Consider the following 24793-nt stretch of genomic DNA (forward strand, 5'->3'; position numbering starts at 1 on the left):
AAGGTTCCAACAGCCCCGAGGTGGGGACGGCCGACAATTCGTCAACAGCCACTTGAACTGCTGCCACGGGGGCAGAGTGCTGGATTCGCCGGTGCCGCGTCCTGTGCCGCGCCCCTACTGGTCGAGCAGTGCCGCGTACTCCGCCGGGCGCCGTGCCTTCATGACGAGCGCGGACACCATGCCCGCCCCGAGGAGCACCGCGAGCAGGACCGGCAGCACGACGGCGGCGACCGGGTCCCCGACGAGGTCGACGAAGTTCGCGATGACGACCGTGAGGATGACGGCCATCCCCAGAAGCGCGAGGCCCGGCGCGATCCGGGTACCCCACGGGTTCCGGTCCTGTGTTCGGAGCGCGAAGAACACGATGACGGCGAGGCTCGTGAGAGCGATGAGCGCGAGGAGTCCGAGGGTCGCGGTGCCCGACAGCCACGTGTAGCCGACGGTGAGCGGGTCGAGCCCGAACAGGAGGTACGCACCGACGACGGCGACGGAACCGGTGGACACGACCGCGGAGGCGAAGGAGGGCGTCCCGAACGCGGCGTGCGGACGGCCGAGGCGCCTCGGGAGGGCTCCTGTCCCGCCGAGGGAGAAGAGGTACCGGGCGGTGACGTTGTGGAACGCGAGGATGCAGGCGAAGAGGCTCGTGATGATGAGTACCTGCATGATCGAGTTGAACACGGGAGCGACGTACGTGGCACCGAGGGTGAGGATGACGCCCTCGTAGTCCTCGGTCGCCGCGTCGACGATCCCACCGGGGCCGACGCCCATGCTCATGCACCACGCAGAAAGCGTGTAGAACACTCCGATGAAGACGACGGCGAGGAAGGTGGCGCGCGGGATCGTCGTGTCCGGGTCCTTCGTCTCCTTGCGGAACACCGCGGTCGCCTCGAAGCCCATGAACCCGAGGACCGCGTACATGAGGCCGAGGCCCCACGAGGACGCGGGGTCGCCGATGCCGAGCGAGCTCACGAGCGACAGGCCCTCGGCACCCCCGCGGGCGATGATGACGACGTCGAGGACCGCGACGACGAGGGTCTCGAGGACGAGGAAGACGCCGAGCACCTTCGCGCTCAGGTCGATGTTGAGGTATCCGAGCACCGCAGTCGCGACGAGGCAGACGGCCGTCGGGACCGCCCAGTGGACGGAGAGCCCGAAGAACGCACCGAACAGGTCCGCGGTCATGATCCCGAAGAGGAAGTACACCGCGAGCAGGAGCAGGAAGTAGGCGCCGATCGCGAGGAACGCGGTGCCGTTCCCGAGCACCCGGCCGAGCCCCGCCTGCACATAGGAGTAGAACGCGCCGGCATTGCGGATGTACGCGCTCATCCGCGTGAACCCGACCGAGAACACGAGGAGGATGAGCGTGCAGACCGCCATGTACGCGGGCACCCCGGTGCTGCCGGTGACGAGGAACATGAGCGGGATCGTCGCCGCGGTCACCGACAGCGGGGCGGCCGCCGCGACGACCATGAGCACGATGTCGAAGGTGCCGAGCGTGCCGCTCAGGCGGCCGGACCCGGGTACCCCGGAATCACCCGCCGAGGCGCCGACCGGCGCTCCGAGGGTCGTCACCTCGGTGGCGAACTCAGCGGGCACGTCCCGGGTGTGGGCGGGTGCCTCGGCGACGCCGGTGACGGGCCCTCCCGAGGCGCGGGGCGCCTCGGCGGTGGGGGTACCGTCCGTCGCCGGGGCGGCGGAGAAGCCGTGCGGCGGATTCATCGGGGACTCCTTCGGAGTGCGGATGCGGGCGGATGCCCCTGGGGAGCTCAGTGCCCCTGGGGAACGCAGAGCCCCTGGGGAACGCAGAGCCCCTGAGGAGCTCAGTGCCCCTGGAGGATGAGGTCGGCTCCGTCGACGGTGCCGCCTGCGGCCCGGGCTGCGGCGCGGGCGCGGTGGGACTCGACGGTGAACATGGACTGTTGGAGGGTGCTCGTCCCGGTGAGGGCGAGGTCGGCGGCGATGCGCCCGTAGGCGGGCGCGAACTTGAACCCGTTGCCGGACATGCCGCCGGCGACGACGACCCTCCCGTCGTGGATCGCGTCGATGACGGGGACGTGATCGGCCGTCGTGGAGTCCGGGTGGCGGGACCAGCGGACGGGCTCCGGATCGACGTCGGGGAACATGAGCGCGCCGATCCGTCCGACCTCGCGCACCTGCTCGCGGGTGAGGTCGAAGTCGAGGGCGTCCCAGGTCTCGGCCGGTTCGTTGCCGGCGATCGACGGGGCGAGCTTGAAGCTGTAGCCGTCGAGCGAGGGCACACCGAACGCATGGCGCTCGCCGAGGTCCCGCATCCACCCCGGGAGGCGATCGGGGGCGAAGGCGTCGACGTTCCGCGGCATGAACCAGAAGAGGCTGAAGAGGATCGGTTTCACGAGGTCGTTCAGCTCCGGCAGCACCTGTGCGGTCCACGAGCCCGCGGTGACGACCACCTTCCTGGCGTACACGGTGCGCAGTTCACCGCCGCTGCTCGTGTCGCTGCTCCTCGCGCCGCCGCCCTCGTCGAGCACGATCGCGACGGGCGCGTCCGGGCTGCTGCCCGGTTCGATCGCCCGCACCGTCGTGTCGAAGAGGACGCGGGCGCCGTGCTTCTGTGCCTCGTGGAGCGCCGAGGCGACCGCCACCTCGGGCCGCAGCCCACCGCCCAGCAGGTCGAGGACTCCCATGTCGTCGTCCTCGACGTGGAACTGCGGGTACTCGCGGCGGAGGTCCGTCGCGTCGAGAACGCGAATGGGGAGGTTGTTGTCGGTCGCGGTGCGGATCGTCATCTCGAGGGCGTCGTGCCCGGTGGGGCCCACCCCGAGGACGCCGATCCTCTCGAGGATGCGCCTGCCGGAGGCGGCCTCGAGCTCGGCCCACAGACGCCGGGCGGTGAGGGCCGCCTCGGTGTAGATGAGGCCCTCCTTGTTCGCGGCGCGGTAGAGGCGGGATTCCCCGGTGAAGGCGCCGTAGGAGTGGGCGGGCCCGTACTGCTCGATGCCGAGGACGCTGAGGCCCGGCTGCTCGGCCAGCTGCCACAGGGTCATCGACCCCATGGTGCCGGCGCCGATGACGGCGACGTCGACGAGGTCGTCGGTGGGAGGCGTGGTTGTGTGTGCGCTCATGTCCGGTCCCCCGATCACGCGAGTGCCGGGGCGTCCCACAGGCGCAGCGACTGCCCGAGGCCCAGGTCCTTCGCGCGGCGGTACACGGTGGTGGCGAGCGCGACGTCCTCGACGGGCATGCCGCCGACGGACATGATGACGATCTCCTCGTCGGACTGCCGGGCCGGGCGGTCGCCGTTGACGACATCACCGATCTCGACGAGGTCCTCACGCTTCATCTTTCCGTCGAAGACGAGGTCGGCGAACTTGGAGCCGAGGATGGGGACGTGGTGGTGGGAGGGCTTCGGCACCTCGTGGTACCAGGCCTCATAGAGACCCCACCCGTCGAGGACCTTCGTCGTGCCGAGCATCGCGTCGTCGACGTTGCACGAGGACGGCATCGCGAGGAACGCGCCGGGCTTCACCCATTCCTTCTTCACGAGTGGGTACGTATCCGGATTCTTCTCGCCGGAGGTCGTGCAGTAGGTGACGAGGTCCGAGCCGCGGACGACGTCCTCGACGGTGTCGACGACCTCGATCGTCGTGAACTGCGGGTAGGTCTCCTTCACCCACGCGATGAAGTTCTCGAGGGACTTCTGCCCACGCCCCTTGAGCTTGAGGGTGTCGAGCTCGGGGCATTCGACGACGAACGAGGCGAGCGTCGTCTTCGCCATGACGCCGGGCCCGAGGACGCCGACGACCTTCGAGTCGGGGCGGGCGAAGTACCGGGCGCCGAGGCCGGGAACGGCACCGGTGCGGTACGCCGAGAGGAGGTTCGCGGACATGAGGGCGATGGGGGCGCCGGTCTCCGTGTCGTTGAGGACGAAGAGGTGGACCGAGCGGGGCAGTCCGCGGCCCTTGTTGTCGACATTGGAGCCGTACCACTTGACGCCGGTCGTGCCGAACTCCCCGCCGAGGTACGCGGGCATCGCCATGAAGCGGCGGTCCTCGGCGTCCTTCGGCATGCCCGGGTGGGTGGGGTCCGCCGGAAAGGAGACCATGGCGCCGTGGGAGTCGTTGTTGTCGCCGGCCATCCGGTAGTCACCGGCGGCGAGGAGCCCGAGGGTCTTCTCCATCGTGTCGACGACGAGCTTCATGTCCGTGACGCCGGCGGCGATCATGTCCGGTTCGCTCAGCCAGAGGAAGTCGACCGTGGGGAGGTCCGGGAGGACCGCGGCGGTGGCCTCGGGAATGACAGGGGTGGCGGTTGCGGGGGTGGTCGGCGCGGCAGGCGGTACGGAGGGTGCGACGGCTTCGGCGGTCATACGGGGATTTCCTCTGGGGTCGAGGTCGGGTACCGGGTGAGTACACCTGGGGACGAAGTGCTCCCTCCATGTCTACGCCCGGGTGACCCCCGTCTCACTCCGTGTTACGCGGTGTTTACGTCCGCGGTCGGATTCGGACGGACCTTTTTACATTCCGTGACGCCCGGCGTCGGACGGAGTCCTCACCCCTCGGCGCTGCGCCCCTCCAACGCCACCGCCGTGAGCACGACGAGCGCGGCCGTCCACGCGAGCGGTGCCACCGCCGCCGGAGAACCGTCCGCGAGCACCTTCTCCGGCAGGGCGCCGTGGGGAGTCCGGTGCTCCTCGAGCCACCGCATCCACTCCCGCGCCCGCCGGGTCTCACCGCTGCTCGCGTGGCTCCAGGCGAAGAGCGCGGTCGCCGGGGTCCAACTGATCCCGTCGCGCTTCCAGCCCTCCCCGGGAGCGAGTCCGCCGGCGGGCCGGCGCATCCGTGCCTCCGCCTTCTGTCGCGCCCGTGCGGTGTCCTCCGCGAACCGTGCGCCCGTCCCCGTGGGCACGAACGGCGGCAGCAGGAACACGACCGAGGCGTCGAACCGTCCGAACAACCGGAACCGTGGGTACCCGGCAGCGCCGAAGTGGGCGTGCACCGTCTCCTCGTAGCGCTCGGCCGCGGCCCGCACCTCGCGCTCCCGCGCGGAATCGCCGAGGCGCCCCACGACCTCAGCCGCACCGTACAGTCCGGCGAGGAGCGGCGCCGCCGTGCCGAGGGACACCGCGAGGTCCCGCACCTCCCAATAGTCCGGCGACGGCGGCGGGAGTCTGTTGCCGCCCCCGACGAGGTCGAGCAGGCACGCGAGCGACCGATCGACGAACGGGGCGAACCATGCGGGGACCTCGGCATCCGGCACCTCCGCGAGCACCCCTGCGGCTGCCCACAGCGCCCATCCGGTCCCGTCCAACTGGACCCCGCGGCGGTCCGGCACGTCCCGACTTCCCGGTACGTACCGCGCCTGGAACCGACCGTCCTCCTGCTGGACCGCGGACAGTCGTTCGAGCACCCGCAGCGCATCCGCCGTGTGTCCCGTCCGGGCGAAGGCGAGCGCTGCGAACGCGCAGTCCCGGGGCCAGTGGTACCGCCATTTCACCGACCATCCGGCGGCCACTCCGCCGTCCTCGGTGGTGAGCGTGTGCAGATCGAGCAGCGCCGTACGGATCATCTCCGTGAACTCCGCGGCACCGGATCCCGGTCCGCCGGGCACCCGGCCCGCCGCCAGCCATGCGGTCTGTTCCTCCGCGAGCGCGCGAGCCCGCGCGGAATCGCCGTACACGCGGGTGCCGTCGAGGAAGCCCGGATCCTCTCCGACCGGTAGCAGGCGACGCTTCCCGTCCTCCCCGATGCCGACCGCCGTCGAGTACAGCGGATGGTGGGCGAACGCCGGGTCGACGATCCCGTCGGGGCCGGCGACCGGCACGGCGTCCGGGCCCTGCGGCTGCTCACCCGGCATCGCCGGCACCATCGGGAGCACCATCGTTGAGGCGCCGAGCAGCCCCGCATTCACGAGCGCCTCCCGGCGACTTACCGACCGCGCCGGCCGGGACACGGGGGCGGTGCCGGGCACAGCCCCGGTGTCGGACACGACGCGGCGCCTCGGCGGTGGTGGGTTCGGGACCATTGCCCGAAGGTACCCGATCCTCCGCCGAGGCGCCCCATTGCGTCCCGGATCCGTGCCCCGGTGCTGTGCCCGGGGGTCGTACGCCCGAACCGGCGCGCGGTTACCGCGTCACGAGCTTGAGGAAGGTGCTGCCCTCCCCGTCGGACTTCTCGTCCTGGTAGAGCAGTGCGAGATTCTTCTTCTCGAACTTGTCGAACCACTCGTCCCAGTCGATGTGCTCGAGTTGGTCCTCACCCGCACCTCCGGGGAAGTCGAAACGGAGAATGCCCGCTTCTCCCCCACCGGACTCGGTGCCGGCGACGGTGGCGGGAACGCCGCCGCGCGCCTCGGCCCATTCGCGGATGGTGTCGTGATCGGTCGTCGTGCGTGCCTCACTCGCGTCGTTCGCCATGGCGCTCACTCCTCTCTGTGCCGGGTTTCTGTGCCGGGTGTGCGCGCCCGGCTGCTGTGCCGGACGGCTCAGTACGAGATGAACTCGACGAGCTCGCCCACCCGGTCCTCGGGGAAGTTCCGGGCGATGTCGGCCTGCGCGAGCATGCCGACGAGTTCGTGCCCGTCGATGACCGGCAGGCGCCGCACCTTGTGCTCCTGCATCGTGCGGATCGCCTCCTCGATGCTGTCGTCCGCTCCGATCGTCACCGGCTTGCCCTCCGCGAGGGCACCGGCGCGGGTCGAGTTCGGTTCCATGCCCTCGGCGAGCGCCTTCACGACGATGTCGCGGTCGGTGAGCGCTCCCTTGAGCATGTCGTCCTCGCCGCAGATCGGGAGGGATCCGACGTTCAGGTCCCGGAGTTTCTGTGCAGCCTGGGTGAGCGAATCGTTCTCGCCGATGCATTCCGCGCCGGGCGTCATGAGTTCACGTGCCTTCATGGTGCTGACTCCTCTCCTGTGTTCCTGTGCGTGGTGATCGTTCTCCTGCGCATGCGGTCCATCCGGGATCCGGATGCACCCCGCAGGTGGTGAGGTCGAGGTGCCGCAGACGGCTCAGTAGTGCCGCGTGCTCACGGGAAGCGCTGCCACACGCGGTGTGTGGTCATCGCCGTGAACAGGTCCTGCAGCTTCGTCGCCGGGTCACCGACGAACACGCCGGGGGCCTCCCGGTCGACGCCCGCGCCCTCGAGCACGGGAGTGAGATCGGCGAAGACCATGGCCTTCGCGTGCCGATACGCCTCGGCCGCGAGCAGCGTGAGGCGTGGGTCGACGGTGCCCGCGCCGGCCGGGTCCGCGATCTTCGCGTCCTCGTTCGGGTGCGTTCCTGCGTCGACCTGTGCGCTCCCGGTCGCGAACACGAGTGCGTCGAACTCCACGGAGCGGGCCGTGAGGTACGTGCGCTGCACCGGGCTGCCGTCGGGCAGCGGCGCTCCCGTGGGGGCGATGACGAGGGGCACCATGCCCTTGGCGTCGATCGCCTCGCGCAGGCCGTGCACCACCTCGGCGTCCGAGGTGTCGTCCGTGACGATGCCGATGATCCGGCCGTCGAGCGGCCACTCCTTGCCCACCTGGGACAGTGCGGGGCTGGGCACGACGTCCTCGGCCGGCGGCACCGTCGGTTCCGGGACGGGCAGGCCGAGGCCGCGTGCCACCTCGGCGGCGAGGTACCCGTCGATGTTCGCGAGGTGCTGGAGCTGGCGTTCGCGGATCGCCTGCTCGTAGCACTTGCCGAGTTCGAACGTGTAGGCCTGGATCACGTGCTGCTGCTCGACCGGGCTGAGGCTGCGGAAGAACAGCGTGACCTGCGAGTAGTGGTCCTCGAAGGACTGCGGGTTCTCACGGACCTTCCGCACCGTGCCGAGTTCCTCGGGGACGTCGATGAACGCGGCGTCGACGAGCGCGTCGCCGGCGTTCGGGTCCCCTGCGATCGCCGCGTGGAACGGGCATCCGCCGTCGAGCGAGTTCGGCTTGTACGGGGCGACGCCCTCGTGGACGGCGTCCTGATGGAACCCGTCACGGAACATGTCGTTGACGGGGGCGTGCGGGCGGTTGACGGGGATCTGCGCGAAGTTCGGCCCGCCGAGGCGCGTGATCTGCGTATCGATGTACGAGAACAGCCGCGCCTGGAGCAGCGGGTCGTTCGTCACGTCGATGCCCGGCACGAGGTGCCCGGGATGGAACGCGACCTGTTCGGTCTCCGCGAAGAAGTTCTTCGGGTTCGCGTTGAGCGTGAGGAGGCCGACCGGCTGCACCGGGACGAGTTCTTCCGGGACGATCTTCGTCGGGTCGAGCAGGTCGATCCCCTCGAACATCTGGTCCGGGGTGTCGGGGAAGACCTGGAGCCCGAGTTCCCACTGCGGGAACGCGCCGGCCTCGATCGCGTCCGCGAGGTCCCGGCGGTGGAAGTCCGGATCGAGGCCGCCGATCATCTGGGCCTCCTCCCAGGTGAGCGAGTGCACGCCGAGCTTCGGCTTCCAGTGGAACTTCACGAGGGTCGTCTCGTTCTGTGCATTGATCATGCGGAACGTGTGGACGCCGAAGCCCTCCATCGTCCGGTAGGACCGCGGGATCCCCCGGTCGGACATGTTCCAGATCGTGTGGTGCTGCGCCTCCGGGTGGAGGGAGACGAAGTCCCAGAACGTGTCGTGGGCGCTCTGCGCCTGCGGGATCTCCCGGTCCGGGTGCGGCTTGCCGGCGTGGATGACGTCCGGGAACTTGATGCCGTCCTGGATGAAGAAGACGGGGATGTTGTTGCCGACGAGGTCGAACACGCCCTCGCTCGTGTAGAACTTCGTCGCGAATCCGCGGGTGTCACGGACGGTGTCCGCGGACCCGCGGGACCCGAGCACGGTCGAGAAGCGGGTGAACACCGGGGTGGAGACCTTCTCCGCGAGGAACGTCGCCCGGGTGATGCCGGCAGCGGTGCCGTAGGAGTCGAACACACCATGGGCACCGGCGCCGCGGGCGTGGACGACACGCTCGGGGATGCGCTCGTGATCGAAGTGGGTGATCTTCTCCCGCAGGTGGTGATCCTGGAGGAGCGTCGGCCCGCGGCTGCCGGCCTTGAGCGAGTGGTCGGTGTCGCGCAGGCGCACACCCTGGGCCGTCGTGAGGGCCGCTCCGGACTGAGCGCGGGAGGCCTCGGGGGCGCCGGTCGGCACGCCGGTCGCGCTCACGTTCTCCGGGCCACGCTGGTCGGGAGCTGCCGGAAGCGGCTCGCGGGGAGCCGTGGGCTCTTCGACGCTCGGCGTAGCGGATCCGGGCTTACCGGGAATGGTGCTCGTCACAATGTGCTCCTTCGATCGTGTCTCGGGACGTTCTTGTGTGGCACCTCGAACGCTACCGGGCCCGTTTGGGCCCGGCCAGGGGTGAGCGGCTCAGAGTTCGCTGGACGGTGGGAAACGAACCGAGGCGCCCTTTCCCTGTGCGGGGAACGGGCGCCTCGGCGCATGGTCGGGTTCGGCAGCGCAGGCCATGGCAACGGATTCGCCAGGAACGACTCATTCGGTTGCCGTTCCGCGCGACGGCAACCGATTGAGTCGTCGTGGGTGAAGCCGTTGGATTCCGCGGGTCAGACGCGCCGAGGCGCCACGACCTGGGAAGGTCGCGGCGCCTCGGCCGGTGGTGGGGTGGGGCGGCCCGGGGGCCGCCGCTCCCGTCAGGACGGCACGTTGCCGGCGGCGTCCTCGAGGTGGGCCCGGAGGAACCACTGGAACTGCTCGAGCTCGGCGGACTGGCCGATGAGCATGTCCTCGGTGATCGGGTCGATGTCACCGACGTCTGCGATCGCTGCGCGCTGCGAGGCGATGAGGCCCGCGTAGACCTTGTCGAGGGCGGCGATGTGATCGAGGGTCGTGCCCTTGTCGAGCGTGTACTCGTCCCAGGGACGCTGGTAGGTCGACCGGCCGGGAACACCGATGGGTGCGCCGCCGAGGGTGGCGATCCGCTCGGCGACCGCATCCGCGTACCCACGGACGAGTTCGACCTGCGGGTCGAGCATCTCGTGGACACCGATGAAGTTCGGGCCGACGACGTTCCAGTGCGCGTGCTTGAGGGTGAGGTGCAGATCGTTGAAGGCGTTGAGGCGATCCTGCAGGATCTCGCTCACCTTGCGACCTTCGTCCTGACCGAGGCCGGGAACGGTGTATGACATGGTTCCTCCTGTTGACTCGTCGGTACTGCTCGTCCGTACTGCGCTGGTGCGGCGGGGCGGGCTCCGGCCCCGGTTCGGTGGTGCCCGAGCCGTGTCGAGCAGCGCCCGAGCCGCACCCGTGGAACCGAGACTATGTGCCCCTCACCGCGTTGACCAGTGAAGACAGGCAAACCTCGGTAAGGCGGGGCTCATTTCGCGGGGCTCGTGGTCACCACCCTCCGACCACCTGCTCCGTCACGTGGATGAGCACCGGCCGGTCGCCGTGGACCGCGTCGTGGACGGCGGCGGAGAGTTCCTCGGGCTTCTGCGGGGCGGCGAATCCGCAGTGCATCGCAGTGGCGAGCGCCGCGTAGTCGGGCCCACCGAAGTCGACGCCGATCGGCGGGACGCCGGCATCCGTCATGTTCCCGAGGATCTCCCGGTACCCGTGGTTGTCGTACACGACGACCGCGAGGCCGAGCCCCTCCTGCGCCGCGGTGAGGAGTTCCTGCACGCTGAACACGAACGCGCCGTCACCGACGAGGCACACGACGTCGGCCTCGGGCCGGGCGATCTTCGCGCCGATGGCGGCCGGCAGCGCGTATCCGAGGGTGGCGTATCCGTCGGTCGTGAGGAACCGGCGCGGCTCCGTGAGGAGCGGGACGAGCGCGGTCCCGGAGTACGACACCTGCGAACTGTCGCCGGTGAAGACGACGTCGTCGCCGAGTGCGGGGACGAGCGCGGCGTGGAGGACACCGAACTCCTCGAGGACGGGCGCGAGACGGGCGAGCGCGTCCTCGCGCACCCGGGCGACCCAGGCGGCCCGGTCCTCGGGGGTCCGTGGGGCCGGGAGGTCCGCCGAGGCGCTCCCCACCTCGGCGGCCATCGCACCGAGGGCATCCTGCAGCACCGCGTCGGGAAGGTCCGGGAGCGGCTCCGCCCTGCCGTCCGCCGCGCCCTCCGCGGCCTCGAGCGCTCGGAGGAAGTCGAAGACCGAGGTCGCGGCGTCACCGAGCACCGGGAGGTCGGCACGCCGCTGGGAGTGGAGTTGCTTCGCGTCGATGTCGAAACGGACCACCGTGGCGTCGGGAGCGAGGTACTTCGCGTCCTTGAACTCGGTGCCGATCGCGAGGACCACGTCGGCCTCGTGCAGCGGTGCGACGTCGACGAAACCGCCGCTGAGGACACCCGCGGACAGCGGATGCGTCTCCGGGATCGTGCCCTTGCCCTGGGACGTCGTGTACACGGGGGCGCCGAGGTGCTCCGCCAGCTCGACGAGATCCGGCGCGCCGTCCGCCGCCCCGCCCCCGGCGATGACGAGCGGACGGGCCGAGGCGCGGACCACCTCGGCGGCGCGGGCGAGGGTTCCGGGAGAGGGCTGGGTGGCGGCCGGCAACCAGGGGCGGACGGCGTAGTCGGCGGGGTCCTCCGTGGCACACGGATCACCGATGACGTCGAGCGGGATCTCGAGGTGGAAGGGACGCGGACGGGCCGTGGCCCAGGAGTGGAAGATCTCCTCGATCGCCCGCGTCACCTGCGCCTTCGTCTCCACTCGGATGGAGTCCTGGACGAACGCGGCGGCGCCGGCGCGCTGGTCGCGGGTCTCGTGGAGGTCACCGGTGTCGCGGCGTTCGGTGCCGCGCGATGCCCCCGGGGAGATCACGAGGACGGGCACGCTGTCGGCGTGAGCGTTCGCGAGTCCGGTGAGCGCGTTCGTGAGCCCCGGGCCGGAGGTCGTGACGACGATGCCGGGCCCGGTGCCGGTGCGCGCGTAGGCGTCGGCTGCGTACACCGCGCCCTGTTCGTGGCGGGTGGAGACGTGGCGCAGCCCGTGGGTGGTGAGCCCGCGGTAGACCTCGATGTTGTGGGTGCCGGGGATGCCGAACACGGTCGAGACTCCGTGGGCCGCGAGGCAGCGGACGACGTGGCTGCCGAGGGATTCGGACGAGAGGTCGACGGCGCCATGGGTAGGGTTCTCGGCGGGGTTCTCGGGAGAGGGGACGGAGAGCATTCCGGAAGTCTACGGAGCGGTGTGTCACGGCAAGGTTTCTGCCGTTTCCCTCAACGTTTCCCACGCCGGTGGCTCGCCGGGAAACGGCTGGGAATCGCCCGGGCCTGCACTGGGTAGTCTGGACGCAGCCCACTCGTGCCCTGAACAGAAAGAACACCCGTGAGCATTCGACGAACCTCCGACGACCAGGAGGGTCGATCTTCGTACCCTCTCGATGTGAGAGGGGGTGACCGAACGTGCTGGAAGCGACGCTGACACTCCTCGGCGGAATCGTGCTGACAGCCATCATCATCGCGGCCTGCGGCTTCTTCGTGGCGCAGGAATTCGCTTATATGTCCGTGGACCGTTCGCGGATCTCCGCACAGGCGGAGAAGGGCGACGGCAGGGCGAAGGGCGTTCTCGCCATCACCCGCCGCACGTCCTTCATGCTCTCGGGCGCCCAGCTCGGCATCACCGTCACCGGACTTCTCATCGGCTATGTGGCCGAACCCCTCATCGGTGCCTCGATCGGCACCCTCCTCGGTGGCGTCGGGATCCCGCAGGGGGTGTCCGTCCTCATCGGTACCGGCGCGGCCCTTGTGCTCGCCACCGTCGTCACCATGATCTTCGGTGAGCTGTATCCGAAGAACCTCGCGATCGCGAGCCCGGAACCGCTCGCCCGCGCGCTCGTCCTGCCCACCCGTATCTACCTCGCGGTGTTCGGGTGGCTCATCACCGTGTTCGACAAGGCGGCGAACGCCCTGTTGCGTATGGTCCGCATCGAGCCGCTCGAGGACGTCGACGCGGCCGCGACCGCCAGTGACCTCGAGGCGATCGTCGAGGAGTCCCGCTCCACCGGTGACCTGCCCGACGACCTCTCGAAGATCATCGACCGCATCCTCGACTTCCCGCAGCGCGACGTCGAGCATGCGATGGTCCCCCGTTCCCGCGCCGACTCGGTGTCCCCGGACACCACCGTCGGCGAGGTCCGGGCCCGCATGGCGGTCGGGCACACCCGTTATCCGGTCGTCGGCGACGAGGACTCCCCCATCGGGGTCGTCGAACTCGTCGACCTGCTGCGCGGTGGTTACGCGGACGATGTGCCCGTCACCGAGGTCATGCGGCAGCCGGTCGTCCTCCCGACGACCATGCAGCTGCCCGACGCCCTCGAGAAGATGCGGCGGACGCGGAACGAACTCGCGTGCGTCGTCGACGAGTACGGCAACTTCGACGGGGTCCTCACGATCGAGGACCTCACGGAGGAGGTCATCGGCGAGATCTCGGACGAGCACGATCACGTCGTCGACGAGATCGTGCGCCTCGGCGAGGACCACTGGTCGGTGCCCGGCGAGGTCCACCTCGACGAGATCGAGCGCCTCATCGGCCACGACCTTCCGGAAACGGACGCGGAGACGATCTCCGGCCTCGCGGTGAGCGAGCACGGTGACCTCGTGCCGGTCGGCGGCACGGTGCGGATCGAACTGCCGGAGAAGGCCGCCGAGGCGGTCGCCGGCGTGGAGATCACCCGCGCCCTCGAGGTGGAGGTCCGCGAGGTCTCCCGCCTCGTCCCCTCCGTCCTGTCCGTGCGCCTGGTGGAAGAGACGCCGGTGGAGAACAAGGAGGCCGACCGATGAGCTGGTGGATGGTCACGATCGTCACGACGGCCCTCATCGTCGCGAGTGCCTTCTTCGTCATCGTCGAGTTCGCGCTCCTCGCGGCCCGGCGTCACCGCCTCGAGGAGGAGGCCGACCGGAGCGCATCCGCCCGCGCGGCCCTGCGCGGGATGAACGAGCTCACGGTGATGCTCGCGTTCGCGCAGCTCGGCATCACCGCGTGCACGTTCCTCCTCGGTGCGATCACGAAACCCGCGATCGACTACGCGCTCGCCCCGGTGTTCGAGCAGTGGGGTCTGCCGTACGTGCTCGCCGACGTCATCGCGTTCATGATCGCGCTCGTCGTCGTCACGTTCCTCCACCTCGTCATCGGCGAGATGGCGCCGAAGTCCTGGGCGATCGCGCACCCGGAGACCGCGGCGAAGGCGACCTCGGTCCTCGCCCGGGCACTCACGTGGCCGTTGCGTCCGTTCCTCCTGTGGATCAACCGGATCGCGAACCGCCTCGTGAAGGCCTCCGGTGTGGAGCCCGTGGAGAAGGCCGCCGCCGGTGGCCAGGACATCGACACGATCCGGGAGCTCGTCGCGCACTCGAGCGAGGCGGGCACTCTCGAGAGCCAGTACTCGGAACCGATCTCCCGGGTCATCGAGCTCGGTGGGCTCACGGTCGGGGAGATCGTCGACACCGGGCGGACGCCCACCGCGGTCACCACGAGCGCAACGGTCGCCGACGTCCAGGAGCGTGCCGCTGCCACCGGACACCTGCGGGTGCTCGTCGGCGAGGGGCCGGGCGCCCGGGTCGCCCACGTGCGGGACACGCTCACGGTCGATCCGGACACCTCGGCGACCGAGGTGGCCCGCGACGCTCTCGTCGTCGCGCCGGAGACCTCGGCGTACGACGCACTCGCCCGGATGCGACGCGGACGGGTCCAGCTCGCCACCGTCGTGAAGGACGACGCCTTCCTCGGTGTCGTGACGATCGACGACCTGCTGAAGCGGATCCTACCGGCCTGACGGGACCGACTGAGCGGTCCGGTTTCCGGGACACACGACGGACCGGCACGTCCCTTTGGGGGGAGGTGCCGCTCCGTCGTTCTCGGCGTCACATCGGCACTTGCCCTTCCCATCACTGCAGTCCTGCCGCAGGAACTCGCGGTAGGGAGAACCCCCGGTCGCACGGCGGACGACTCCACTGCGGATCCGTGCGCACGCGAGAAGACTGGACGCCATGAACGAGCAGCGTGTCCTCTCCCTCGACGTCCTCCGCGGGATCTCCGTGTCCGGGTTCGTCCTCGGACTCGGCCTTCTCGTCCTCGGGCTCCACGGCGTGCCGGCGGTGCCGGGCTCGCAGGCCGGGTTCTCCGGGGCCGAGGCGGTGCCGGGTGGGTGGGGCGCCTCGGCGGTGGTCCTCGAATGGGCGGCGACCTTCGTCGCCGGGCCCCTCGTGCCGCTGTTCTGGCTCACACTCGGCGTCGCTGCCGGGAGCGCAGTGCGCGTCCGCGGTCGCCGGGGCGCGTGGTCGGTGGCGAGCGCCGCCGTCGGCGCGGTGCTGCTCGTGGTCGGGTTCCTCTCTGCCGAGGCGGTCGCCGGAGCACTCCCGACCGGCACCCTCACGAGCGTGCTGGTCCTCGGTCCGGGCCTCCTCGTCGTCGGAACCGGACTCGGGCTGGCGGACGTGCCGCGCAGGACGGAACGCAGCTCCGGCGCGCCGGTCGTCGTCACGTGCCTCGCGCTCATCCTGTTCCTCCTGAGCGTCTACGTCTTCACCGCGGTGCCCATGTACCGCGTGCAGACTGACGCGACACTCGCCGCCGGGCTCTCGCTGCTCCTGGCGGCGACCTATGCGTGCGCGGTCCTCGTTCTCCTGCTGACCCCGTGGCGGATCGCGCTCGGGGCGGTGTTCGCACCGCTCGGCCGGACTGCATGGGCAGGCGCGCTCGTGACAGGAGTCGCCGTCGGGTTCGTCGGCGCCTCGCTCGAGCCGATGGTGTCGGCCGTGTCCCCGGGGCCGGCAGCGCAGTTCGGAGGCAGTGCCGGCATCGATGCAGTACCCACGATCGGCCTGGCGATCGTCAACGGGTGGATCGCATTCGGCCTCGTGCACTGGACCGTCGCGACACTGTGGCTGCGGTCGCGGCGGGTGCCCCGGAGCGAGGGCCGACTGCTCGACGGTGCCTCACAGGCGGTGCCGGTGGCGAACTGACGGCAGAAGCGCTTCACGTCGGAACGCCGAGGCGTTTCTTTCCCTCGCTTCGTTCGTCGACCTGTTCTCCTGCGTCTCCTCGATCCGTCGGTGCGAACGCGAGCACGAGGATCGCGGCGCCGATGACAGCGAGACCGGTCCACCCGACTGCGCTCAACCGTTCACCCACGACGAGGACCGCGAGCACTGTCGCGATCGCCGGCTCGGTGAGCGTGATGGTCGTGGCCGTTCCCGCGGACACCCGGGTGAGACCGAAACCGAAGGCCAGGTACCCGAGGAACATCGGAACGAGCGCCATGTACACAGCCACGAGTGTGTTCGATGCGGACGCGAGCAACGGAGCTCCGGTCAGGAGAAGGACCGGCATGAGCAGCAGTCCCCCGAGGCCGAACACCGCTCCCATCGACGCTGCGCGAGGAACTCCACCGGCGATGAGCCGTCGCGCGGCCCACGAATAGACGGCATAGGAGGCACCCGCGACAAGACCCAGCGCAATTCCCGCAAGCGTCGACGAGAGTTCCCCCGGCTCCGAGTCCACCTTCGCCACGCACAACGCGACGCTGCCGACCACCCCGAGTCCGGCAGCGGACAACCACCACCGGCTGAGTTCGACGCGGTCGATGAAACGTTCGAAGAGTCCGGCAGCGAGCGGTGCCGAAGCGAGGGACACCACTGACCCGATCGCGACTCCGGCCAGATGCATCGAGCTGTAGAACGCGAGCGGGTAGACCGCTACGGACAGACCGCCGGCAACTACGAGCCCCGGACGGAGTCGTAACTGTGCTCGCGCCCGACCGATCGACGGGAGCGCGATGAGTGCCTGCAGCAGTCCGCCGATTCCCAACGCTGCGGAACCGATCGCAAGAGGGCTCACCCCTGACGCGAACGTCGCGGCCGCTCCGGTCGTTCCCCACAGGAGCGATGTGAATGTGATGGCGAGGATCCCGATGCCCCGGCCTGTGCTCGTCATGTGCCCGATCCACCTGTCTCGAGGAATCCCGGTGCGCGGGAACAATCTACTCCGGAAAGGCGTCATGGACCGTCGTCGCCCGTCGGAGCGATATGCGCATGGGGGCACCCCTCACGGGTGCGGAACGAACGTCACCGTCGAGGGGATCGGCACCGGGTCCGAGCACAGCAACTGTTGATCGACATGACCGATCGGCACCGCGACGAGGGGGTCCGTCGAGTCCCCGTAGTTCGGCACGACGCCGAGGCAGAACTCGAGCTCGGTCGCGTCGTCGATGCCCTCGGCGGTATATCCCGCTCCGCCGTAACCCGGCGCGGTGATGGTGATCTCGGGCGCGAGCTCGACCCGACCCGAATGGGTCTCACCGGCGCTCACGCGTGTCCCACCCACCTTGGGCGTCCCGGCGGAGCCGCCCGAACTCGCCGCCCCGAAGACCTGCTTGGAGATCCGCGCACGTCCGTCGACGACCCCGACGATCACATGGTTCGGGTCGACCGAGTCCGCGGTGATCTGCTCCAGAGTGGGCACGGGTGGCAGACGGTCCACGACGATGACGGTGTCCGGGCCGTCGTTCGTCACCGTGTAATCGATCACCACCCCATCGGCTGTGGCGTCGATCGTGAAATCCGCGTATGCCCCGTGAGCCTCGGCGGCGACCGGTGAGTACCCGGCGATGTCGCTGTCCTCGTCCGGACTCTGCTCTCCCGAGGGTGACCCGGTCCCGCATGCACTCAACGCCAGGGCACTTCCGATCAAGCAGATCATGACACCCGTGCGGCCCCTGTCGAACTTCGTCATCAGTACCTCTCTCGTTGGTCCCGCCCCATTTCCTCACGGATCCCGTTCTCCGTGTAGTCGTAGTCCCATCCCGTGGACTCGTCCTGCACGATCTCCGGGGTGTTCGGATCACCGTCGTGGTCCCATTCGAGCCCGACGTTCGGACGTTCGATGAGCGGTACCTGCGAACCGTCGTCCTGGGTGTACTCGCCTCCGGGCGCTTCTCCCGAAGAGAACTGATTCACGTGCCCGTACTCGTGATACAGGACGATGAAGGGCGGGGTCGTGTTCTCACCGCTCGGATCGGAACCGTCGGGGTCGAGGGTGTGGAAGTTGGGGTTGTAGTTGATCGCGTAGGTACGACCTCCGACGGACCTTTCCGAATACCCGCCGGTTCCGTTGTCCTCCACCCACGTCGCGTCGCCGTCGGAGAAGTCCTCGTGGTCGTCCCCGCGATACTCGACGATCTCGAAGGTGTCCCGGCCGTTCCAGTCCCACAGCGGGAACCCCTCGGAATCCTCGAGGTTCTGATCCACATTCCCCATCTGTTCGTGCCCGGCGGGCGAGGACCGCATCATCTCGAGATCCGACTGCACGCGTGCCACGAACTCCGGGGATCCCTTCACCACGATGTCCTGACCGAGCGAAGGGTCGTACTCGACGACGACGTGGGTGGCGTTCTCCACCTCGTCCCCGGCACCGGTGTTCGCGGTGTTGTTCCCGGTCCCTCCGTCGACGGAGTCGTCCCCGTCGCTGCCGTACATGACGTCGTCTCCACCGTTTCCGTACAGATCGTCGTCGTCGAGGCCGCCACCGATCGTGTCGTTCCCTCCGCCACCGGAGACGGTGTCGTTCCCGCGACCGCCGTCGAGGTAGTCGGCGCCTTCACCACCGGAGAGGACGTCGTTTCCGTCGACCCCGTACACCGTGTCGTTGCCCCATCCTCCGCTCGCGCGGTCGTGCCCGGCTCCGGTGTCCGCGTAGTCGTCACCGGCCCCACCGAAGACCGTGTCCCACCCGGCACCGGTCTCCGCGATGTCGTTCCCCGCGCCGCCGAAGACCTCGGCGTCCCGCCCGGTACCCCGCGTGTTGATGTCGTCATCGCCGCTCCCGCCGAAGACGCGGATCGACACATCCGTCCCTTCCGGCACCTCGAGTCGGTCGTTCCCGCCGCCCGCGTTCACGACGACCTCCTCACCCGCCGGGATACGGAACGTCGTCGGGGGCACGGTTTCGTCGATCGACTCGACATAGGTCACCGCATTCGGGTCGTCCTCGGTCGGCGCCGGGCGCTCCTCGTAGCGCAGTGTGTAGATCTCGACGATCGTCTCTCCCGTCTCAGGATCGACGGTCACGCGGTAGTACTCATCGGGAGAGCCGTCGCCCGGGCCCGCACCGCCCACGATGACGGTCTCCCCGGTGGAGGTCTTCAGGAGGACGGGTTCGGTGAGCTCGACGTACTCGGGGTGATCCCACTTCGGAGTTCCGGACGTCGCCGGCCCCGTGAGCGCAGTCGCATCGTTCGTGGCTCCGGAAGCGACGTTCCCGAGCGTCGTCGCTGCCGCTGAGAGCACCGAGTTCACGTCCTCCCGGATCTGCCCGGCGCGTGAGGCGGCGTCGTCGATCGCCCCGCGATAGTCGGTCTGGTCTGCGTTCTCCTCCTCGTCATCGGGGTAGGAGAAGATCCGCAGACCGCCGAAGCCCCAGTGCGTGATCTTCTGCGGCAACCGTGAGAGACAGCCGTCGAGTTCCCCCTGTGCAGACTCGAGCTCGGTCCGTGCGCTCTTGAGTGCGCCTTTCGCCGCGTTCGCGTGCGCTTCTGCGGAGTCGAGCAGCCCTGTGAGGGTGGGGACGTACTCGAAGAAGCTCGTCGCGTGGGTGTCCTTCCAGATGCCGTGACGGCCCTGCGCGCCATCGGCCACACTCGTGCGCGCGGCGGCGAACGCCTCCGCAGCGGACCGCCATTTCGCGATCGCCGTGTCGAGTGCACCGATGTCCGACTCGAGGGACCAGACGTCCTCGCGTGTGATCGTCGTCATCCGTTGAACGCTTCCTCGGCCAACGCTGCTGCGAGCAGGACGTACTCGGAGTCCACTGCGAGGGTCTCCGTGATGGCGTTTCCGAGCGTCGCCACGGCCGCGCGGGCGGCGTTCGCCTCCGTTGCCAGCTGCGAGGCGCCGGCGATGTCCCCGACCTCCGAACCGAGGAGTTCGGAGGTCGTCTCGAGGTTCGCCACGTCCGGTTGCAGGGTCGTCGCCCACGTCGCGAAGTTGTTCCCCATCGTCGCCACTTCCGGGACGTTCATGTCGACAGACACGGCATCTCCTTCACAGTTCGGTCGTCCAGCAGCCCATATGTCAGGTACAAGGGTAGGAAACATCACCGGAATGGGACTGCCGTTCGTGTTCCCGCTCGGACACAACCCACCTTGAGACCACCTCTTCCCACGCCCGCACCTCCCCCGTACCGTTCCTGTCACCGCCCGGAAACGGTCCGGGCACTCCATGAGCGAGGGAGCTCGTCATGCCGGAAACACCCCGCGAGGGCGCACCCATCTGGATCGACTACACCTGCCACAACACCGAGGCCATGAAGACCTTCTACACCGAGATCTTCGGGTGGGAGTTCGTGGACCAGGGTGAGGACTTCGGCCACTACCACTTCATCCGCAAGGACGGCACCGACGTCGGCGGGTTCGCCGCCGCCATGCACGAGGACGGCACCCCGGCGAGCACCGAGGAGATGCCGACCTCCTGGATGATCTACCTCGAAACGCTCGACATCGAGAAGACCGTCTCCGCGGCCGAGGCGGCAGGGGCTCCGGCCTTCTTCCCACCGATGGCCGTCGGCGAACTCGGCACCTTCACCGTCATCACCGACCCGGCCGGCGCGGCGGTCGGCCTGTGGCAGCGGGGCACCTACCCCGGCTTCTCGCTCCCGCTCACCCCGGGCACCCCGGTCTGGTTCGAGAACATGAGCGCCGATTTCGATGCCGCGCTCCCCTTCTACCGTGACGTCCTCGCCTGGGACGTCGCCTGGATGGGCCCGGACGGCGAGGGCGACCCGGCAGCGGACAGCAGCGGGGCCGAACCGGCGGAGGGAGAGATGCGCTACGTCACCCACGGTGCCGGCGACACCGCGGTCACGGGCCTGTGCGATGCGAAGGAGTGGTTCGAGCAGTCCCGGTGGCGGGTCTACCTGACCACCGAGAACGCCGACGAGGCGTGTGCGAAGGTGACGGAGCTCGGCGGGAGGATCGTCGACGGGCCGATGGACTCACCGTTCGGCCGTGTCGCCTCCGCGGTCGACCCGGAGGGCGGCACCTTCCAGATCCACCAACCGCTCGGCTGAACGGTCCGGACCGAGAGCGCTGACCGGGAAGCGCTCACGCCCGGAGCGCGAGCGCGAAGGGCAGCACGGCGGCGGCACCGGCTCTGCGGAGTTCGCGTGCCGCCGCCGTCATGCTCCACCGGCTCACGATCATGTCGTCGACGAGGAGGACGACGCGACCGGCGATCGCCTCGGCGGTCTCCGGTGGCACGACGAAGGCGTCGTGGACGTCCTTGACGCGGAAGGCACTGTTGACGTCCGGGGACCCGGTCTCGTGGCGGAGGACGAGGTCACCGGCGTCGAGGAGCCGCCCGGCACCGGCGAGTTCGTGCGCGAGCGACCGCACCGTCGTGGGCCTGCGCGGGTTCGCCATCCCGACGACCGCAGTGGGGCGCTCGGCCCAGTTCCACTCCTTGAGCACCTGGACGCAGAACCTCCCGAACTCCCCGGGCACGGGAGCGTCCGGGGCATCGGGGGCGAGGAACTCGCGCAACCGCATCCCGACACCGAGGTCGGTGAAGCGGGCGATCGCCCGACCCTCCTCGGCACGTTCCTCCGTCGCGATCTTTCCCTTGAGCATCACCCCGATATTCGGCAGACCGGAGGGCCAGGAGGCACGGGGTTCGAGCGGGATCCCGACCGAGGCGAGGAACGACCGGGCACCGGCCCGGCTCTCCTCGGAGACCCCTTCCTGCCACCAGACCCCGGCGCAGTTGTCGCAGCGACCGCAGTCCTCCGCGTGCGGATCGTCGAGCTGTTCGGCGAGGTACCGCATCCGGCACCCCGTCGTCGCCTCGTAGTCGAGCATCGCCTGTGCCTCCGCCTTGCGGGCGCCTGCGACCTTCGCGTACCGCTCGGCGTCGTACACCCACCCGCGCCCGGTGGAGACGAACCCGCCCTGCACACGCTCGACGGCGCCGTCCACCTGGAGGGTCTTCATGAGGAGATCGAGTTTCGAGCGCTTCACCCCGACGACGGTCTCGAGGCGCGGCACGCTCCAGGCCTCCCCCGGGGAGGCGTCGAGCGTTGCGAGCACCGCGGCCGCCGCATCCTCCTCCGGCATCGAGGCGGTCGCGAAGTACTCCCAGATGTCCGGGTCCTCGTTGCCCGGCAGCAGGAGGACGTCCGCGGAGTCGGTTCCACGACCGGCACGGCCCACCTGCTGGTAGTACGCAACGGCCGACGAGGGCGCCCCGAGGTGGACGACGAATCCGAGGTCCGGTTTGTCGAACCCCATGCCGAGGGCGGAGGTCGCGACGAGGGCCTTGAGCTCGTTGTTCTTGAGCGCCGCCTCGAGCCGTTCGCGTTCCTCGGTGTCCGTGCCGCCGGTGTACGCCGCGACGTCCCACCCGGCCGAGCGCAACGCGCGGGCGACGTCCTGGGCCGCGGACACCGTGAGCGTGTAGACGATCCCGGAGCCGGTGAAGTCCGCGAGGTGCTCGACGAGCCAACCGATCCGCGTACTCGGGTCCATGACCGGGGTGACGCCGAGGCGCAGGGACTTCCGGGAGAGCGATCCGCGGATGACGAGGGTGTCCGAACCGAGCTGTTCGGCGACGTCGGCGACGACCCGGGAGTTCGCGGTCGCGGTCGTCGCGAGGACGGGCATGTCTGCCGGCAGAGCGGCGAGGAGCGCCCCGATCCGACGGTAGTCCGGCCGGAAGTCGTGGCCCCAGTCGGAGATGCAGTGCGCCTCGTCGACGACGATCATCCCGAGGCGCCCCATGAGCGGTTCGAGCACCCGCTCCCGGAACCTCGGATTGGTGAGCCGTTCCGGGGAGATGAGGAGGACGTCGACCTCACCGGCGGTGAGGGCATCAACGACGGAGTCCCATTCGGTGACGTTCGAGGAGTTCATCGTCACGGCACGCACGCCGGCGCGGGCGGCCGCCTGCACCTGATCGCGCATGAGGGCGAGGAGGGGCGAGACGATGAGGGTGGGCCCACGCCCGGCCCGGCGGAGCAGGAGCGAGGAGACGAAGTACACCGCGGACTTGCCCCACCCGGTGCGTTGCACGACGAGCGCGCGGCGGCGGTCTGCGACGAGCGCCTCGATCGCCTCGAACTGCCCGGGATGGAACTGTACCTCCGGTGCCCCGGTGAGATCCCGCAGGATCCCGAGTGCCGCCTCGTGGAGCTGTTCGTTCATGGTCCGACCCCGTTCCCTCTCGACCCGTCTGTGCACGTCCCGTATGCGCACGGTCCTCATGTGCGCACTCCACCCTACGAGGACCCACGGACACAGACCCGCCCGCCGGGATGTGACGTCGTATGACGTCATGCGACGTTCGTATGACGCGGCACAATGGCCCTTGTCGACATATATCTCAACATTCCTGGGTGACCACTCCCATGAACGCCTCGTCCACGCCGGCAGCCACCCCGCCCGCAGGCACCGCCACCGGCACCTCCTCCACAGCCCCCACCGGCGTCCGCGAGGTCGTCCGCAGCGCCGCCGACGTCAACCGCATCCTCGCGGTCCACGGCTCCCGCGGCACGAAGTCGAAGGCGATCATCCTCCTCGCCCTCGGCGGCATCTTCATGGACGCCTACGACTTCTCCTCGCTCGCTTTCGGCATCACCGCGATCCGGGAGCAGTTCGGTCTGAACGGGTTCATGACCGGCCTCGTGAACGCCTCGATCATGGTCGGCGCCGTCGTCGGCGCGATCTTCGGCGGCGTACTCGTCGACCGGTTCGGCCGCTACAAGCTCTTCATGGCGGACATGGTCTTCTTCGTCGTCGCCGCGATCGGCTGTGCGCTCGCTCCCGAGGAGTGGTCGCTCATCTTCTTCCGCTTCCTCATGGGCATCGGCGTCGGCCTCGACCTGCCGGTGGCGATGGCGTTCCTCGCGGAGTTCTCGAAGCTCCGGGGATCGGGCAACCGGTCGCAGCGCGTGAATGCGTGGTCACCCGCCTGGTACATCGCGACCGGGTTCGGCTACGTCGTCGTCCTCGTCTGCTTCCTCCTCCTGCCGATCGACCAGCACGACTACCTGTGGCGCATCGTCGTCGGATTCGGAGCCGTTCCCGCGATCGTCGTCCTCCTCGTGCGCCGCAAGTACATGGCGGAGTCCCCGCAGTGGCTCGCCGACCAGGGCGACCTCCGTGGTGCCGTCGACATCATGCGCTCGCACCACGGGCTCGACGTCGAACTCGACCTGCCCGCCGGTTCCCGGGTGCAGAAGAAGGAATCCGGGAAGTGGAAGGGCATCGCGGAACTCTTCTCCCCGAAGTACCGCATCCGCACGATCGTCGCCCTCTGTGTGTCCGTGTTCTCGACCTTCGGCTACAACGCGGTCGCGTACGGCACCCCGCTCATCATCACGACGCTGTTCCACCAGGGCGCGCTCACGACGATCGTGTCCTCGCTCGTCATCAACCTCGTGTTCGGCGCCGTCGGCGGCATCCTCGGTGTCGCGATCGTCAACCGTTTCGGTGCACGCCGGATCACCCTCGTCGGATTCGTCCTCCAGACGATCGCGATCGGCACCCTCGCACTCGTCGGCGTGCCCGCGAACGCCCTCGTGTTCGTCGCGATCGCGATGCTCGCTCTCTTCGTCTTCGCCCAGGCGGGCGGACCCGGCGCGAACCTCATGAGCTACGCGACGCTCTCCTACCCGACCCGCCTCCGCGGCGTCGGCATCGGTTTCAACGAATCCGCGAAGCGCCTGTTCTCGATCGTGTCGCTCCTCGGCTTCCCGATCCTCTCGACCGCGATGTCGACGAACGTCTTCTGGCTCATCGCGATCGCCCCGCTCTGCGGCGCCCTCGCCGTCGCCCTCATCCCGTGGGATCCCACGGGCAAGGACGTCGACGCGGAGGACTGATTCTCCTCTACGCTCACCTC

At 69.3% G+C, this 24793-nt stretch carries 19 protein-coding genes; 5 read left to right on the forward strand and 14 right to left on the reverse strand.

Annotated elements, in window-relative coordinates; genetic code table 11:
- Positions 1–114: 114 nt before the first annotated feature.
- From ABD172_RS12020 to ABD172_RS12060, 9 genes are all read right to left on the reverse strand, one after another.
- Entirely contained in the window at positions 115–1719 is a 1605-nt protein-coding gene (locus ABD172_RS12020; protein ID WP_344309959.1) for an APC family permease, read from the reverse strand.
- 101 nt (positions 1720–1820) lie between these two features.
- Positions 1821–3101 carry an FAD-dependent oxidoreductase gene (locus tag ABD172_RS12025; RefSeq protein WP_344309961.1) on the reverse strand — a complete coding sequence of 427 codons (1281 nt, stop codon included), beginning with the start codon at positions 3099–3101 and terminating at the stop codon, positions 1821–1823.
- A 14-nt stretch (positions 3102–3115) separates the two neighbouring features.
- A complete protein-coding gene (locus ABD172_RS12030) occupies positions 3116–4345 on the reverse strand; it encodes an ornithine cyclodeaminase family protein (RefSeq protein ID WP_344309962.1) in 1230 nt (409 codons plus the stop codon).
- Positions 4346–4527: 182 nt separating this feature from the next.
- The gene (locus ABD172_RS12035; RefSeq protein WP_344309964.1) at positions 4528–5964 is read right to left on the reverse strand and encodes a glycoside hydrolase family 15 protein; all 1437 of its coding nucleotides are present in this window, start codon (positions 5962–5964) and stop codon (positions 4528–4530) included.
- 136 nt (positions 5965–6100) lie between these two features.
- The gene (locus ABD172_RS12040) at positions 6101–6391 is read right to left on the reverse strand and encodes a hypothetical protein (protein WP_344309966.1); all 291 of its coding nucleotides are present in this window, start codon (positions 6389–6391) and stop codon (positions 6101–6103) included.
- A gap of 68 nt (positions 6392–6459) precedes the next feature.
- A complete protein-coding gene (locus ABD172_RS12045; RefSeq protein WP_344309967.1) occupies positions 6460–6870 on the reverse strand; it encodes a CBS domain-containing protein in 411 nt (136 codons plus the stop codon).
- A 131-nt stretch (positions 6871–7001) separates the two neighbouring features.
- Positions 7002–9221 carry a catalase gene (locus ABD172_RS12050; protein ID WP_425546683.1) on the reverse strand — a complete coding sequence of 740 codons (2220 nt, stop codon included), beginning with the start codon at positions 9219–9221 and terminating at the stop codon, positions 7002–7004.
- Positions 9222–9589: 368 nt separating this feature from the next.
- Positions 9590–10186 (reverse strand): DNA starvation/stationary phase protection protein Dps, encoded by a 597-nt coding sequence (gene dps, locus ABD172_RS12055; RefSeq protein ID WP_344310030.1) that lies wholly within the window; start codon positions 10184–10186, stop codon positions 9590–9592.
- 106 nt (positions 10187–10292) lie between these two features.
- Entirely contained in the window at positions 10293–12074 is a 1782-nt protein-coding gene (locus ABD172_RS12060; RefSeq protein ID WP_344309971.1) for a thiamine pyrophosphate-binding protein, read from the reverse strand.
- 272 nt (positions 12075–12346) lie between these two features.
- On the opposite strand from ABD172_RS12060, the gene ABD172_RS12065 reads away from it, so the two are divergent.
- From ABD172_RS12065 to ABD172_RS12075, 3 genes are all read left to right on the forward strand, one after another.
- The gene (locus tag ABD172_RS12065; protein ID WP_344309973.1) at positions 12347–13687 is read left to right on the forward strand and encodes a hemolysin family protein; all 1341 of its coding nucleotides are present in this window, start codon (positions 12347–12349) and stop codon (positions 13685–13687) included.
- Entirely contained in the window at positions 13684–14679 is a 996-nt protein-coding gene (locus ABD172_RS12070; protein WP_344309974.1) for a CNNM domain-containing protein, read from the forward strand. Before ABD172_RS12065 ends, ABD172_RS12070 begins: the two co-directional genes overlap by 4 nt.
- Before the next feature lie 214 nt (positions 14680–14893).
- On the forward strand, positions 14894–15868 hold the full coding sequence (locus tag ABD172_RS12075; RefSeq protein WP_344309976.1) for a hypothetical protein: 975 nt from the start codon (positions 14894–14896) through the stop codon (positions 15866–15868).
- A 13-nt stretch (positions 15869–15881) separates the two neighbouring features.
- On the opposite strand, the gene ABD172_RS12080 is transcribed toward ABD172_RS12075, so the two are convergent.
- The 4 genes from ABD172_RS12080 to ABD172_RS12095 all read right to left on the reverse strand — a co-directional run bounded on the left by ABD172_RS12080 (position 15882) and on the right by ABD172_RS12095 (position 19932).
- Positions 15882–16838, reverse strand: coding sequence for a DMT family transporter (locus ABD172_RS12080; protein WP_344309978.1), 957 nt, complete (start codon positions 16836–16838; stop codon positions 15882–15884).
- 111 nt (positions 16839–16949) lie between these two features.
- The gene (locus tag ABD172_RS12085; protein ID WP_344309980.1) at positions 16950–17636 is read right to left on the reverse strand and encodes a hypothetical protein; all 687 of its coding nucleotides are present in this window, start codon (positions 17634–17636) and stop codon (positions 16950–16952) included.
- Positions 17636–19654: a M91 family zinc metallopeptidase gene (locus tag ABD172_RS12090; protein WP_344309981.1), complete on the reverse strand. Its 2019-nt coding sequence runs from the start codon at positions 19652–19654 to the stop codon at positions 17636–17638. Before ABD172_RS12090 ends, ABD172_RS12085 begins: the two co-directional genes overlap by 1 nt.
- Positions 19651–19932: a hypothetical protein gene (locus tag ABD172_RS12095; protein ID WP_344309983.1), complete on the reverse strand. Its 282-nt coding sequence runs from the start codon at positions 19930–19932 to the stop codon at positions 19651–19653. Before ABD172_RS12095 ends, ABD172_RS12090 begins: the two co-directional genes overlap by 4 nt.
- Positions 19933–20138: 206 nt before the next feature.
- On the opposite strand from ABD172_RS12095, the gene ABD172_RS12100 reads away from it, so the two are divergent.
- On the forward strand, positions 20139–20966 hold the full coding sequence (locus ABD172_RS12100; protein WP_344309985.1) for a VOC family protein: 828 nt from the start codon (positions 20139–20141) through the stop codon (positions 20964–20966).
- A gap of 34 nt (positions 20967–21000) precedes the next feature.
- Here the strand turns inward: ABD172_RS12100 and ABD172_RS12105 are convergent, their stop codons facing one another.
- Positions 21001–23094: a RecQ family ATP-dependent DNA helicase gene (locus tag ABD172_RS12105; protein ID WP_344309986.1), complete on the reverse strand. Its 2094-nt coding sequence runs from the start codon at positions 23092–23094 to the stop codon at positions 21001–21003.
- Between the two features lie 191 nt (positions 23095–23285).
- On the opposite strand from ABD172_RS12105, the gene ABD172_RS12110 reads away from it, so the two are divergent.
- Positions 23286–24773: an MFS transporter gene (locus ABD172_RS12110; protein WP_344309987.1), complete on the forward strand. Its 1488-nt coding sequence runs from the start codon at positions 23286–23288 to the stop codon at positions 24771–24773.
- The last annotated feature ends 20 nt before the right edge of the window (positions 24774–24793 follow it).

This window comes from Brevibacterium samyangense, from assembly GCF_039529845.1.
Taxonomy (GTDB): domain Bacteria; phylum Actinomycetota; class Actinomycetes; order Actinomycetales; family Brevibacteriaceae; genus Brevibacterium; species Brevibacterium samyangense.